Annotated in this window: 9 protein-coding genes; 5 read left to right on the top strand and 4 right to left on the bottom strand. The window is 69.6% G+C overall.

The window, feature by feature from the left end:
• Positions 1-60: 60 nt before the first annotated feature.
• The 3 genes from OG753_RS11325 to metH all read right to left on the bottom strand — a co-directional run bounded on the left by OG753_RS11325 (position 61) and on the right by metH (position 6,524).
• Complete coding sequence (locus OG753_RS11325; RefSeq protein WP_327261685.1) at positions 61-1,665, bottom strand: ABC transporter substrate-binding protein; 1,605 nt, start codon at positions 1,663-1,665, stop codon at positions 61-63.
• A gap of 531 nt (positions 1,666-2,196) precedes the next feature.
• Positions 2,197-2,898: an HAD family phosphatase gene (locus OG753_RS11330; protein WP_327261686.1), complete on the bottom strand. Its 702-nt coding sequence runs from the start codon at positions 2,896-2,898 to the stop codon at positions 2,197-2,199.
• Between the two features lie 113 nt (positions 2,899-3,011).
• Positions 3,012-6,524: a methionine synthase gene (gene metH, locus OG753_RS11335; RefSeq protein WP_405788310.1), complete on the bottom strand. Its 3,513-nt coding sequence runs from the start codon at positions 6,522-6,524 to the stop codon at positions 3,012-3,014.
• Positions 6,525-6,800: 276 nt separating this feature from the next.
• Between metH and OG753_RS11340 the strand changes: the two genes are divergently transcribed.
• The 5 genes from OG753_RS11340 (at position 6,801) to OG753_RS11360 (ending at position 13,044) form a co-directional block, all read left to right on the top strand.
• Positions 6,801-7,568, top strand: coding sequence for an IclR family transcriptional regulator (locus tag OG753_RS11340; RefSeq protein WP_327261688.1), 768 nt, complete (start codon positions 6,801-6,803; stop codon positions 7,566-7,568).
• A gap of 313 nt (positions 7,569-7,881) precedes the next feature.
• Positions 7,882-8,664: an MIP/aquaporin family protein gene (locus OG753_RS11345; RefSeq protein WP_327261689.1), complete on the top strand. Its 783-nt coding sequence runs from the start codon at positions 7,882-7,884 to the stop codon at positions 8,662-8,664.
• 81 nt (positions 8,665-8,745) lie between these two features.
• Entirely contained in the window at positions 8,746-10,272 is a 1,527-nt protein-coding gene (gene glpK / locus OG753_RS11350; RefSeq protein ID WP_383204530.1) for a glycerol kinase GlpK, read from the top strand.
• A gap of 41 nt (positions 10,273-10,313) precedes the next feature.
• The gene (locus OG753_RS11355; RefSeq protein WP_327261691.1) at positions 10,314-11,921 is read left to right on the top strand and encodes a glycerol-3-phosphate dehydrogenase/oxidase; all 1,608 of its coding nucleotides are present in this window, start codon (positions 10,314-10,316) and stop codon (positions 11,919-11,921) included.
• A gap of 127 nt (positions 11,922-12,048) precedes the next feature.
• Complete coding sequence (locus OG753_RS11360) at positions 12,049-13,044, top strand: PAC2 family protein (RefSeq protein WP_327261692.1); 996 nt, start codon at positions 12,049-12,051, stop codon at positions 13,042-13,044.
• Between the two features lie 177 nt (positions 13,045-13,221).
• On the opposite strand, the gene mshC is transcribed toward OG753_RS11360, so the two are convergent.
• On the bottom strand, positions 13,222-14,451 hold the full coding sequence (gene mshC, locus OG753_RS11365; RefSeq protein ID WP_327261693.1) for a cysteine--1-D-myo-inosityl 2-amino-2-deoxy-alpha-D-glucopyranoside ligase: 1,230 nt from the start codon (positions 14,449-14,451) through the stop codon (positions 13,222-13,224).
• Positions 14,452-14,539 lie beyond the last annotated feature (88 nt).

A 14,539-nucleotide genomic window follows, 5' to 3' on the forward strand; every position in this document is an offset into this window, starting at 1 on the left:
TCACAGTCGAACTGTTTCGTTGCTCCGGCTCGCGACACCCGCTGCCGGTCGTTGCCTTTCTCAGCCGCTTACGCCGCGGCCGAGCTCCCACAGCTGGAGGTCGGAGATGGCGTTGACCGACCACTCCACTCCGGTGATCCCGTCGCGTGCGGCGACGTACTGCTTGCCCTGCCACAGGGGCAGGACGGGCACGTCCTCGGCGACGATGTCCTGTATCTCCGTGATCGCGGGGACGGCGACGGTACGGTCGACCGCCCGTCGCGATTCGGGGATGAGCTTGCCGCGGACCGTGTTGTTGGCGTACGGCGTGCCCAGGAAGTTGTCCTGCTCCAGGAACGGGGCGAGGAAGTTGTCTGCGTCCGGGTAGTCGGGGAACCAGCCGAGCCCGTAGGCGGCGTGGTCGCCCTGCTTCTGGGCGGGGCGGAAGTCCGCCCATGCGCTGCCCTGGACGGTGATGTCGAACAGCTGCGTGGAGTTCAGCTGGGCCTTGAGGGCCTCGAACTCGGCGGCCGTTCCGTCGCCGTAGTGGTCGCTGGTGTAGTGCAGCGTCAGCTTGACCGGGGTCTTGATCCCGGCCTCCTTCAGCAGGGCGGCGGCCTTGGGCGTGTTGGCGTCGCCGTACTTGTTGTAGAAGGAGTTGACGTGGCCCGTCACGGTGGTGGGAACCAGCGAGTAGAGCGGCTGCGCGGCCTTGCCGTAGACCTTGGAGATGAGCTGGCCGCGGTCGACGGCGGCCGCGAGGGCCTGGCGTACAGCCTTCTCCTTGACGACCGGCGCCTCGGTGTTGAAGCCGAGGTAGCGGATCTCCAGACCGGGCATCGGGACCAGCTTGACGCCCTTGGGCGGCTGGGCGCTGAAGTCGGCGATCTGGGCCGGCGACAGGGTGCGGGAGACCACGTGGATCTTCCCGTCGGTGAGCGCCTTGCCCATGGCCGGGGAGTCGGGGAACGTGCGCAGCTCGACGTTGTCGTTCTGCAGCTTGATGTCGCCCTTGTAGTGCGGGTTCTTGGTGAAGACGGCGCGGACCAGCCGGTTGCCCTTGACCTCGGCCTTCATCGTGTACGGGCCGGAGCCGTCCACGGCGAAGCCCTCGCGGAGCTTCTTGGCGTCGTAGTTCTTCTCGCTGACGATGCCGGCGGCGGGCGTGGAGAGCTTGAACGGGAAGGTCGCGTCCGGGGTCTTCAGGTGGAAGACGACGGTGTCGGTGCCCTTGACCTCGACGTTGCCGAGGGTGGAGAGCAGCGAGGAGGGGCCGTTCTCGTCCTTGATGGCGAGGACGCGGTCGATGGAGAACTTGACGTCCTTGGCGGTGAGCGGCTCCCCGTCGGCGAACTTCAGCCCGGGGCGCAGCGTGCAGCGGTAGCTCTCGTTGCCGGCGTCGGTGAAGCGGCAGGAGGAGGCCGCTTCGGGGACGGGCTGGCCGCCGCCGCGCGGGGTGTGCATCAGCGTCTGGACGGTCTGGCGCAGGACGTTCCAGGCGCCGGCGTCGTAGGCGTAGGCCGGGTCGAAGGGGGCGGGAGCGAAGTCTGCGGCCTCGAACCGATCGGTGGTTCCGACGACGATCGCTCCGGATCCCGCTCCTCCGCCGCTCACGCTGCCGCAGGCGGCCAGCGCGGGGGTGAGCAGTCCGGCCGCGGCCGTCAGCACCATGGTCTTGCGGTTCATGCTGGAAGTACTCCCTGTAACCGGCACTTGTTCAAAGCGGCGTAAAGGGCACTTCGCGGCGGTCGCCCGTTCAGGGCGGAACGATCGGGCCGGTGTAGTGACGATCGGTCCACGCGGACCCGGCACAGGGGTGTGCGCCGGGACGGCTGAGGTGCGGCGTAGTGTCCGCGTCGACAGTAGTGGTCCGGGACGGGATGGCTGGAACTGACCGGACTTGGGGCGTAATCGCACCGTGATCGGAGCGAACTGCCTGTTCACGCGCAGGGCCCCGCAGATTCGGTCAGGGGCTGATCAATCCGGACACAAGGGAAGGGCCAAGGGCCTCACGACAGGTCCGTCGGGGGGTTAGCGGGTGACCAACGTCACCCTGAGCAACCGCCCTGGAGAGGATGGAATTTCAGCCTCCGGGGCCTGCGACGGAAGATCCTTCCGTTGGACCTGAACACCGCCCCTGATCCGTTCGGTACGGAGCGTGCATACGGGATACCGGTGTGTGGCGGTGGACCGGTTCGGGCGAGTCGGTCGTCGCGCTCAGTTCATCGGGGCGATGAGCGAGCGCAGGAACGCCAGGTCCACGTCCTCCAGCGAGCGGACGACCGTACGCCCCGGGGCGGGCTCGATCACGCCCACCGAGGGGATGGCCACGACCCGGCAGCCGGCGGCCTCGGCGGCCGCCACACCCGTGCGCGTGTCCTCGATGACCGCGCACCGCGAGGGGTGCGCTCCCAGCGCCTGCGCGGCAAACAGGTACGGATCGGGGTGCGGCTTGGTACGGGCCACCTCGTCACCGGCGACCGTCATCGTGAAGCGGTCGCGGCCGAGGGTGAGCAGGACCTGGTCGATGACCCGGCGGTGGGAGGCCGACACGAGGGCGGTGGGCACGTTGTGCCGCGCCAGCTCGGCCAGCAGCCGCTCGGCGCCGGGCATCAGCGGCACGCGGTCGGCGATGCGGGCCTCGAAGCGCTCGTTGAGCAGCACGCTCAGCTCGGCGAGGCCGATGGCGGCACCGGTCGCCTCGATCAGGAAGGTCCCGCTGCGGCTCATCGGGCCGCCTACGACCACGTCGCGCCAGGCCTCGTCGAGCCGGTGCCCGAGCTCCTGGAAGATCTCCGCCTCGATCTCCCACCAGAAGCCCTCGGTGTCGACCAGAGTGCCGTCCATGTCGAGCAGCACCGCCTGCAGGGCAGAACCGTCGGCCGTACGGGCGACGGGGGCGGGAACGGTGCTCGTCATGCGCATGCCTCTCAGAAGGGACGAGAAGGCCGGTCACCTCTTCCGCGGGGCATACCACCCCGGGGAACAGGCGACCGGCCTGTATGGGACCGACAAGTGTACGTCGGTGGAGCTCAGCGTGCGTTGAAATACTTCGCTTCGGGGTGATGAATCACGATCGCGTCGGTGGACTGCTCCGGGTGGAGCTGGAACTCCTCCGACAGGTGGACGCCGATCCGCTCCGGCTCCAGGAGGGCGGCGATCTTGGCGCGGTCCTCCAGGTCGGGGCAGGCGCCGTAACCCAGCGAGAAGCGGGCGCCGCGGTACTTGAGGTCGAACATGTCCTCGACCTTCGACGGGTCCTCACCGGCGAATCCGAGCTCGGAACGCACCCGGGCGTGCCAGTACTCGGCCATCGCCTCGGCCAGCTGGACGGACAGGCCGTGCAGCTCCAGGTACTCGCGGTAGGAATCCGACTCGAACAGCTTGGCCGTGGCCTCGCCGATCTTCGAACCCACGGTGACCACCTGGAGGCCGACGACGTCGGTCTCGCCGGACTCCTCGGGGCGGAAGAAGTCGGCGAGGCACAGGCGGCGGCCGCGGCGCTGGCGCGGGAAGGTGAAGCGGGTCCGCTCGTTGCCCTCCTCGTCCAGGATGATCAGGTCCTCGCCCTTGGAGACACAGGGGAAGTACCCGTAGACGACCGCGGCCTCCAGCAGGTTCTCGGTGTGCAGCTTGTCCAGGAGGCCGCGCAGGCGCGGACGGCCCTCGGTCTCGACGAGCTCCTCGTACGTGGCCCCGCCCGCGCGGGCCTGCTTGAGGCCCCACTGGCCCTTGAAGAGGGCGCCCTCGTCGAGCCAGGAGGCGTAGTCCTTGAGCGGGATGCCCTTGACGACGCGGGTGCCCCAGAACGGCGGGGTGGGGACCGGGTTGTCGACGGCCACGTCGGAGCGGCCACCCGGCTCCTCGGCCTCCTCGACCTGCAGCACCGGCGTGTCGCGCTTGGCGACGCGGCGCTGCTTGAGCTCGGGCAGGGACGCGCCGGGAACACCGCGCTTCACGGCGATGAGGGCGTCCATGAGGCGCAGGCCCTCGAAGGCGTCGCGGGCGTAGCGGACTTCGCCCTCGTAGATTTCGTGGAGGTCCTGTTCGACGTAGGCGCGGGTGAGGGCGGCGCCGCCGAGGATGACGGGGTAGTCGGCGGCCAGCTTGCGCTGGTTGAGCTCCTCCAGGTTCTCCTTCATGATCACGGTCGATTTCACGAGGAGACCCGACATGCCGATGACGTCGGCCTTGTGCTCCTGCGCGGCTTCGAGGATCGCGGAGACCGGCTGCTTGATGCCGATGTTGACGACGTTGTAGCCGTTGTTGGTGAGGATGATGTCGACGAGGTTCTTGCCGATGTCGTGGACGTCACCGCGGACGGTCGCCAGCACGATCGTGCCCTTGCCCTCGTCGTCCGTCTTCTCCATGTGCGGCTCGAGAAAGGCCACGGCCGTCTTCATGACCTCGGCCGACTGCAGGACGAACGGAAGCTGCATCTGGCCGGAGCCGAACAGCTCACCGACGACCTTCATGCCCTCCAGGAGGGTGTCGTTGACGATGTCGAGGGCGGGGCGGGTCTGCAGGGCCTCGTCGAGGTCGGCCTCCAGGCCGTTCTTCTCACCGTCGATGATCCGCCGCTGGAGGCGCTCGTCCAGCGGCAGCGCGAGGAGTTCCTCGGCGCGGCCGGCCTTCATCGACTTGGTGTTGACGCCCTCGAAGAGGGCCATCAGCTTCTGCAGCGGGTCGTAGTCGCCCTCACGCCGGTCGTAGATCAGGTCGAGGGCAGTGGTGACCTGCTCCTCGTCGAACCGGGCGATCGGCAGGATCTTGCTCGCGTGGACGATCGCCGAATCCAGACCGGCCTTCACGCACTCGTCCAGGAACACGGAGTTCAGCAGCACGCGCGCCGCCGGGTTCAGGCCGAACGAGATGTTGGAGAGGCCGAGGGTGGTCTGGACGTCCGGGTGAAGCCGCTTGAGCTCACGGATCGCCTCGATCGTCGCGATGCCGTCGCCCCGGGACTCCTCCTGGCCGGTGCAGATCGTGAAGGTCAGGGTGTCGATGAGGATGTCCGACTCGCGGATCCCCCAGTTGGCGGTCAGGTCCTCGATGAGACGCTCGGCGATGGCGACCTTGTGCCCGACCGTCCGGGCCTGGCCCTCCTCGTCGATGGTCAGCGCGATCAGAGCGGCCCCGTGCTCCTGGGCGAGGCGGGTGACCAGCGCGAACCGCGACTCCGGACCGTCGCCGTCCTCGAAGTTCACCGAGTTGATCACCGCCCGGCCGCCGAGCTTCTCCAGACCCGCCCGGATGACCGGGACCTCGGTGGAGTCCAGCACGATCGGCAGGGTCGAAGCGGTCGCGAAACGGCCGGCGAGCTCCGCCATGTCCGCGACACCGTCACGGCCCACATAATCCACACACAGATCGAGCATGTGGGCGCCCTCACGGATCTGGTCCCGGGCCATCTCCACACAGTCGTCCCAGCGGGCCTCCAGCATCGCCTCACGGAACTTCTTCGACCCGTTCGCGTTCGTCCGCTCACCGATCGCCATGTACGACGTGTCCTGCCGGAACGGCACCGTCTGATACAGCGACGCCGCACCCGGCTCCGGCTGGGGGGTGCGCTCGGTGATGGCCGTGCCACGGACCCGCTCCACGACCTGCCGCAGGTGCTCCGGCGTCGTACCGCAGCAGCCACCGACCAGGGAGAGGCCGTACTCGCGGACGAAGGTCTCCTGGGCGTCGGCGAGTTCGGGGGCGGACAGCGGGTAGTGGGCGCCGTCCTTGGTCAGCACCGGCAGGCCGGCGTTCGGCATGCAGGACAGCGGGATGCGCGCGTTGCGCGCCAGGTAGCGCAGGTGCTCGCTCATCTCGGCGGGGCCGGTGGCGCAGTTGAGGCCGATCATGTCGATGCCGAGCGGCTCCAGCGCGGTCAGGGCCGCGCCGATCTCCGAACCCAGCAGCATCGTGCCGGTGGTCTCCACCGTCACCGAGCAGATCAGCGGGACGGTGATGCCCAGGGCCGCCATGGCGCGGTGCGCGCCGATGATCGAGGACTTGGTCTGCAGGAGGTCCTGGGTGGTCTCCACCAGCAGCGCGTCCGCGCCGCCGGAGATCAGGCCCTCGGCGTTGATCTGGTAGGCGTCACGGATCTGCCCGTAGGTGATGTGGCCCAGCGTCGGGAGCTTGGTGCCGGGGCCCATCGAACCCAGCACCCAGCGCTGCTGACCGGTGGAGGCCGTGAACTCGTCCGCGACCTCGCGGGCGATCCGGGCACCGGCCTCGGACAGCTCGAAGTTGCGTTCGGCGATGTCGTACTCCGCGAGCGCCGCGTAGTTCGTGCCGAAGGTGTTCGTCTCGACGCAGTCCACACCCACCGAGAAGTAGGCCTCGTGGACCGAACGCACGATGTCCGGGCGGGTGACGTTCAGGACCTCGTTGCAGCCCTCCAGCTGCTGGAAGTCCTCCATGGTCGGGTCCTGCGCCTGCAGCATCGTCCCCATGGCCCCGTCGGCGACGACCACACGCGTCGCGAGCGCCTCTCTGAGGGCATCGGCCCGGGTCTGGGTGTCAGCGGGCAGGTTGGGCAACGAAGCCATGGTTGTGCTCCCTGGGATGCGACGGCTGTCGGCTTTGCACCCCCTCTGCGTCAAGGGTGCACGCGGCCAGGGTAACCGTGAGGCACCGGACCCGGTGTGGGTGTCCCACGTGGCGGACTGCATTCTGTGGCGGGGAACTTGCCGGAGGTGTCCCGGCGATCGTACGGCGAACGGATCTCCGACGGTGCGCAAGGTCGGCATCGACCGATACTGTTCAGCATTGTCGAACCGCGTCAAGATGGTCAGTAATACCGAAGGTCTGCAGGAGGCTGCGCGATGGCACGGAACATCCAGTCGCTCGAACGAGCCGCTGCGATGCTGCGACTCCTGGCGGGCGGCGAGCGCCGGCTGGGACTCTCGGACGTGGCGTCCTCGCTGGGCCTGGCCAAGGGCACGGCCCACGGCATCCTGCGCACCCTGCAGGCCGAGGGCTTCGTGGAGCAGGACCCGGCCTCCGGCCGCTACCAGCTGGGCGCGGAGCTGCTGCGCCTGGGCAACAGCTACCTCGACGTGCACGAGCTGCGCGCCCGCGCCCTGGTCTGGACGGACGATCTGGCCCGGGCGAGCGGCGAGAGCGTGTACGTGGGCGTGCTGCACCAGAGCGGGGTGCTGATCATGCACCACGTGTTCCGGCCCGACGACAGCCGCCAGGTGCTGGAGGTGGGGGCCATGCAGCCGCTGCACTCCACCGCCCTGGGCAAGGTGCTGTCGGCCTACGACCCCGTGGCGCACACCCAGGCCCATGACGTGGACCGCGAGGCGTTCACCCCCCGTACGGTCACCGACGGCACCGCCTTCGAGGAGATCCTGGGCCTGACCCGGGCCCGCGGCTGGGCCTCCGACGTCGAGGAGACCTGGGAGGGCATCGCCTCGGTGGCGGCGCCGATCCACGACCGGCGCAGGATGCCGGTGGGCGCCGTGGCGGTCGCGGGCGCCGTGGAACGGGTCTGCGGCGAGTCGGGTGAACCCCGTGCGGCCCTCGTGGCGTCGGTGCGGGACTGTGCGCGTGCGGTTTCACGCGATCTCGGCGCAGGCCGGTTCTGAGCTTCCTTTAACAGGCTGTAGCCACTCCTGGGCCTCTTTCTGCCCACTTTTCGCCATATCCCGGCCATAGGTTGGCCGGTTTTGGCTGATCGCACCTAGTGGTAACGATCCGACACTTTGGCCTGGCCGACCCTTGACGCGTTCTTCACTTGGGCGGAAAACTGCCGTTCATCGGTCGGCATTGTCGAACACCTACCGGCAATACGCGCTAGGATGCGACAAGGCCACGGACCGGTGCAGCACTCACCGAGTGCGCGGAACCACCGGAGGGACCCGGTGTCCGCCCACCCCTGGACGTACAAAGGAGTCGCGGGTGTCCAGCTCCGACATCTTCATCGGCGAGACCATCGGTACCGCCCTGCTCACACTGCTCGGCGGTGGCGTCTGCGCCGCAGTGACACTCAAGAGCTCCAAGGCCCGCAATGCGGGCTGGCTCGCCATCACGTTCGGCTGGGGTTTCGCCGTACTGATCGCCGCCTACGTCTCCGCGCCGCTGTCCGGGGCGCACCTCAACCCGGCGGTCACCGTCGGCATCGCCGTCACGAACGGCGAGTGGGGCGACGTCCCGGTCTACTTCGCCGGCCAGCTGCTGGGCGCGATGCTCGGAGCGGTCCTGATGTGGATCACCTACTACGGGCAGTTCCGCGTCCACCTGGCGGACCCGGAGCACATCCGCGACGCCAAGCTCGGTCCCGAGGACCCGCACCCGCACGATGTGGCCGGTCCGGTGCTCGGCATCTTCTCCACGGGCCCCGAGATCCGTAACGTCGTGCAGAACCTCACGACCGAGATCATCGGTACCGCCGTTCTGATCCTGGCGATCCTGACCCAGGGTCTCCAGGACGGCGGCAAGGGCCTCGGTGTCATCGGCGTCCTGATCACCTCCTTCGTGGTCGTCGGCATCGGTCTCTCGCTCGGTGGCCCGACCGGCTACGCCATCAACCCGGTGCGCGACCTCGGTCCGCGTATCGTGCACGCCCTGCTGCCGCTGCCCAACAAGGGCGGCTCCGACTGGGGTTACTCCTGGATCCCGGTGGTCGGCCCGCTCGTCGGTGCCGCGCTCGCCGGTGGTCTCTACAACATCGCGTTCGCCTGATCAGCAGTACCGGCAAGATCGTAAGATCCGCACCGCCCTCCTGATTCCGCCTACTCACCAGACCTGCCAGGAGCAGCCACTATGACCACCAGCACCGGCCCCTTCATCGCCGCGATCGACCAGGGCACCACCTCCTCCCGCTGCATCGTCTTCGACCGCGACGGCCGCATCGTCGCCGTCGACCAGAAGGAGCACGAGCAGATCTTCCCGAAGCCGGGCTGGGTCGAGCACGACGCCACCGAGATCTGGACCAACGTCCAGGAGGTCGTCGCCGGAGCCATCGCCAAGGCCGAGATCACCGCCGCGGACGTCAAGGCCGTCGGCATCACCAACCAGCGCGAGACCACCGTCCTGTGGGACCGCCACACCGGCGAGCCGGTCCACAACGCGCTGGTCTGGCAGGACACCCGCACCGACGCCCTGTGCAAGGAGCTCGGCCGCAACGTCGGCCAGGACCGCTTCCGCCGCGAGACCGGCCTGCCGCTGGCGAGCTACTTCGCCGGCCCGAAGGCCCGCTGGCTGCTGGACAACGTCGAGGGCCTGCGCGAGCGCGCCGCGGCCGGCGACATCCTCTTCGGCACCATGGACTCCTGGGTCATCTGGAACCTCACCGGTGGCGCCCAGGGCGGTGTGCACGTCACCGACGTCACCAACGCGTCGCGCACCATGCTGATGAACCTGCACACCCTGGCGTGGGACGAGAAGATCGCGGAGTCCATGGAGGTGCCGCTCGACATCCTCCCCGAGATCAAGTCCTCCGCCGAGGTCTACGGCCACGTCAAGGACGGCGTCCTCGCCGGTGTCCCGGTCGCCTCGGCGCTCGGTGACCAGCAGGCCGCCCTCTTCGGCCAGACCTGTTTCGCCGAGGGCGAGGCCAAGTCCACGTACGGCACCGGAACGTTCATGCTGATGAACACCGGCGACAAGGTCATCAACTCCTACAGCGGCCTGCTGACCACGGTCGGCTACAAGATCGGCGACCAGGCGCCGGTCTACGCGCTGGAGGGCTCCATCGCCGTCACCGGCTCGCTCGTCCAGTGGATGCGCGACCAGATGGGCCTGATCAAGTCCGCGGCCGAGATCGAGACCCTCGCCTCCTCGGTCGAGGACAACGGCGGCGCCTACTTCGTGCCGGCCTTCTCCGGCCTGTTCGCCCCGTACTGGCGCTCCGACGCCCGCGGTGTGATCGCCGGCCTCACCCGGTACGTCACCAAGGCGCACATCGCCCGTGCCGTCCTGGAGGCCACCGCCTGGCAGACCCGCGAGATCACCGACGCCATGACCAAGGACTCGGGCGTCGAGCTCGCGGCCCTGAAGGTCGACGGCGGCATGACCTCCAACAACCTGCTGATGCAGACGCTCTCGGACTTCCTGGACGCCCCCGTGGTGCGCCCGATGGTCGCCGAGACCACCTGCCTCGGCGCCGCCTACGCCGCCGGCCTGGCCGTCGGCTTCTGGCCCGACACCGACGCCCTGCGCGCCAACTGGCGCCGCGCGGCGGAGTGGACCCCGCGGATGCCCGCCGAGCAGCGGGACCGCGAGTACAAGAGCTGGCTCAAGGCCGTGGAGCGTTCCATGGGCTGGGTCGACGACGAAGACGCCAGCTGACCGCACTCAGCTGAGTCAATCGACGAGGAGCTAAGAGAGATATGAGCAGCCTGCAGAGCGTTCCCGCACTGGGCACGCACCCGACCGCCGGTGCCAACGTCAGCCGCGCGCAGACCCGCGAGCAGCTGTCGAAGGCCACGTACGACCTGCTCGTCATCGGTGGTGGAATCCTGGGCACCTCCGTGGCGTGGCACGCCGCGCAGTCGGGCCTGCGGGTTGCCATGGTGGACGCCGGCGACTTCGCCGGCGCCACCTCCTCGGCCTCCTCCAAGCTCGTCCACGGTGGCCTGCGCTACCTGCAGACCGGCGCGGTCAAGCTGGTCGCGGAGAACCACCACGAGCGGCGGGTGCTGGCCAAGGACGTGGCCCCGCACCTGGTCAACCCGCTCACCTTCTACCTGCCGGTCTACAAGGGCGGTCCGGTGGGTGCGGCCAAGCTGGGCGCGGGCGTCTTCGCCTACTCCGCCCTCTCGGCCTTCGGCGACGGCATGGGCAAGGTCATATCCCCGGCCCGTGCCGTCGCCGACAACCCCGGCCTGAAGACCGACAACCTCAAGGCCGTCGCGGTCTACTACGACCACCAGATGAACGACTCCCGCGTCGCCGTCATGACGGTCCGCGCGGCCGTCGAGTCGGGCGCGGTCGTCCTGAACCACGCCGAGGTCACCGGGCTGCGCAAGACCCGCGGCCGGGTCACCGGCGCCGAGCTCAAGGACCGTCTCGACGGCACCGAGTTCGGGGTCGACGCACGCGTCGTGCTCAACGCCACCGGCCCGTGGGTGGACCACCTGCGGCGCATGGAGGACAAGCACTCCATGCCGTCGATCCGCCTCTCCAAGGGCGCGCACATCGTCATGAAGCGCAAGTCGCCGTGGAAGGCCGCCATGGCCACCCCGATCGACAAGTACCGCATCACCTTCGCCCTCCCGTGGGAGGACCAGCTGCTGCTCGGCACCACCGACGAGGTGTACGAGGGCGACCCGGCGGACGTGCGCGCCACCGAGTCCGACATCCAGCAGATCCTGGACGAGGCGGCCTTCTCGGTGAAGGACGCAGACCTGGACCGCTCGCTGATGACCTACGCCTTCGCCGGCCTGCGGGTGCTGCCCGGCGGCCCCGGCGGGGTCGAGAAGGCCAAGCGCGAGACGGTCGTCTCCGAGGGCGCCGGCGGCATGCTGTCGGTGGCCGGCGGCAAGTGGACGACGTACCGCCACATCGGCCGCGTCGTCATCGACAAGCTGGCGAAGCTCCCGGGCAGCCCGCTGACCGAGGACATGGAGCCGGTGAAGTCGCTGGTGCGCCGGATCGCCCTGCCCGGTGTCGCCAACCCGAACGCGGTCGCGCACCGGCTGCTGGTGGACCGGGAGCCCGGCACGCGGATGGACCCGCTGACCGCCCGCCACCTGGCTTCGCACTACGGCTCGCTGGCCTTCGACATCGCGCGCCTGGCGAACGAGGACCCGGCGCTGGCCGAGCGGATCCACCCGGACGGTCCGGAGATCTGGGCGCAGGTCGCCTACGCCCGTGACAACGAGTGGGCCGAGACGGTCGACGACGTGCTGCGCCGCCGTACGACGGTGACGATCCGCGGCCTGGACGACGACGCGGTGCGCACCCGTGTCGAGGAGATGCTGGCCGACAAGGCATAAGCGGTGTCGTGAGCGGGCAGAGGGGCGGTTCCGAGGGGAACCGCCCCTCTGTCGTGGGCTGTGGCCGGTGCCTCTTCAAGGCTTAGGCTGACCCACGTACGCAAGGGAACTTCGGAAGGAGACCTGGGTGATCGAGCTTGAGGGCGTGCCCGAGCTGATCGACCCGGTCATGGTGGCCGCGTTCGAGGGCTGGAACGACGCGGGTGACGCGGCCTCCGGTGCGGTCGCACACCTGGACCGGGAGTGGAAGGGCGAGGTCTTCGCGGCGCTCGACGCCGAGGACTACTACGACTTCCAGGTCAACCGGCCGACGGTGTGGCTGGACAACGGGGTACGGAAGATCACGTGGCCGACGACACGGCTCTCGGTGGTCCGGATCGGCGGTGCCAAGCCGCGTGACCTGGTGCTGGTCCGGGGCATCGAACCGTCCATGCGGTGGCGGTCGTTCTGCAACGAGATCCTCGGCTTCGCCCATGAACTGGGCGTGGAGATGGTCGTCATCCTGGGCGCGTTGCTGGGCGACACCCCGCACACCCGCCCGGTGCCGGTCAGCGGGGTGACCTCGGACGCCGATCTGGCGCGGACGATGGACCTGGAGGAGACGAAGTACGAGGGTCCGACGGGGATCGTGGGCATCCTGCAGGAGGCCTGCACCCACGCCGGGGTGCCGGCGGTGTCCCTGTGGGCGGCGGTGCCGCACTACGTCTCGCAGCCGCCGAACCCGAAGGCGACGCTGGCGCTGCTGAACCGCCTGGAGGATCTGATCGACATCCGGATCCCGCTGGGCGAACTCCCCGAGGACGCACGGGCGTGGCAGCTGGGCGTGGACCAACTGGCCGCCGAGGACAGCGAGGTGGCCGAGTACGTCCAGACGCTGGAGGAGGCCCGCGACACGGCCGACCTGCCGGAGGCCTCGGGCGACGCGATCGCCCGCGAGTTCGAGCGGTACCTTCGGCGGCGTGACCCCGCGGCGCCGTCGGCCGAGCCGGGCGACGGCTCGTACCTGCGGGACACGAGCGGGGGCCTCCCCCGCCCCCCGAAGCGCAAGCCGGACCCCGCCGGGGGCGAACCCCCGGCGGCCCCGCCGGAAGAGGACGGCCCCCCGGAGGCACCGGAGACGTAGCCCGCGCGGCGCCGCGGCGCGAGCGCCCCGGGCTGCGCCCGGCCTTGCGGGGCTGTATTTCAGCCCGTCCGGCGATTGAGGACCGGGTCCGGGCAGCGCCCGGCCCGTCCCCGTCCCGCGGAAAGGGAGATGCCCCCGGCCCGGTGGGCCAGGGGCATCAGTGTCGCTGCGGCCGGGTTAGAGGGCCACGCCCAGGAGGGCGTCCACCGTGCGCGAGACCAGGCCGGGGGCCGACTCGTCGTCGCCGTCCGTGGCGATCTGGTGCTCGACCCAGCGGTCCACGGCCGCCAGCGCGGCAGGGGCGTCCAGGTCGTTCGCCAGGGCCTCGCGGACCTCCTCGACCAGGGCGTCGGCCGGGATGCCGTCCGGGCGGGAGACGGCCGCGCGCCAGCGCTCCAGCCGGGCCACGGCCTCGGCGAGGATCTCGTCGGTCCACTCCCAGTCGGCCCGGTAGTGGTGCGAGAGCAGCGCCAGGCGGATGGCCGCCGGGTCCACCCCGGAGCGCCGCAGGGCCGATACGAAGACGAGATTGCCCTTCGACTTCGACATCTTCTCGCCGTGCAGCGCGACCATGCCGGCGTGCACGTACGCCTTGGCCATCGGGAACTCGCCGGTCAGCGCCTGGGCGTGCGAGGCGCCCATCTCGTGGTGCGGGAACGCCAGGTCGGAGCCGCCGCCCTGGATGTCGAAGCCCATGCCCAGGTGGTCGAGGGCGATCGCCACGCACTCGATGTGCCAGCCCGGCCGGCCGCGGCCCAGCGAGCCGCCGTCCCAGCTCGGCTCGCCCGGACGTGCGGCCATCCACAGCATCGGGTCCAGCGGGTTCTTCTTGCCGGCGCGGTCGGGGTCGCCGCCCCGCTCCGCCGAGAGCAGCCGCATGGCTTCGGCGTCGAGGTGGGAGACCCCGCCGAAGTGCGGGTCGGCCTCGACCGAGAAGTAGACGTCGCCGTCGAGCTCGTACGCGGCGCCGGCGTCGCGCAGCCGCTCGACCAGCGGCACGATTCCCGGTATGGCCTCGACGGCCCCGATGTAGTGCTGCGGCGGCAGCATCCGCAGGGCCGTCATGTCCTCGCGGAAGAGCGCGGTCTCGCGCTCCGCCAGCTCGGTCCAGTCCTGGCCGTCGCGCAGTGCCCGTTCCAGGAGCGGGTCGTCCACGTCCGTCACGTTCTGGACGTAGTGGACCTGCCGCTTGGTGTCGAGCCACACGCGTTGTACGAGGTCGAACGCGTTGTAGGTCGCCGCGTGACCGATGTGGGTCGCGTCGTACGGGGTGATGCCGCAGACGTAGATACGGGCGACGGGACCGGGGGCGAGGGTGATCGTCCCCCGGGTCGCGGAGTCGTGGATCTGGAGGTCGCGGCCCTTGCCAGGAAGGGCGGGGACCTCAGAAGCGGGCCAGGCATGCATGTCTCGAGCCTAACCGGACGGATGTTCCGGAAACGAACTGGACCTGCACTGTTGTCTTGATCGGCACTCTTGCGATCTGGCCGATTCT

This window comes from Streptomyces sp. NBC_00029 (genome assembly GCF_045160505.1).
Lineage (GTDB): Bacteria > Actinomycetota > Actinomycetes > Streptomycetales > Streptomycetaceae > Streptomyces.

What these genes read in the sequence shown, in the direction of transcription:
- OG753_RS11325 (WP_327261685.1), bottom strand. Translation starts at nt 1,665, where the DNA reads ATGAACCGCAAGACCATGGTGCTGACGGCCGCGGCCGGACTGCTCACC.
- OG753_RS11330 (WP_327261686.1), bottom strand. Translation starts at nt 2,898, where the DNA reads ATGACGAGCACCGTTCCCGCCCCCGTCGCCCGTACGGCCGACGGTTCT.
- metH (WP_405788310.1), bottom strand. Translation starts at nt 6,524, where the DNA reads ATGGCTTCGTTGCCCAACCTGCCCGCTGACACCCAGACCCGGGCCGAT.
- OG753_RS11340 (WP_327261688.1), top strand. Translation starts at nt 6,801, where the DNA reads ATGGCACGGAACATCCAGTCGCTCGAACGAGCCGCTGCGATGCTGCGA.
- glpK (WP_383204530.1), top strand. Translation starts at nt 8,746, where the DNA reads ATGACCACCAGCACCGGCCCCTTCATCGCCGCGATCGACCAGGGCACC.
- OG753_RS11355 (WP_327261691.1), top strand. Translation starts at nt 10,314, where the DNA reads ATGAGCAGCCTGCAGAGCGTTCCCGCACTGGGCACGCACCCGACCGCC.
- mshC (WP_327261693.1), bottom strand. Translation starts at nt 14,451, where the DNA reads ATGCATGCCTGGCCCGCTTCTGAGGTCCCCGCCCTTCCTGGCAAGGGC.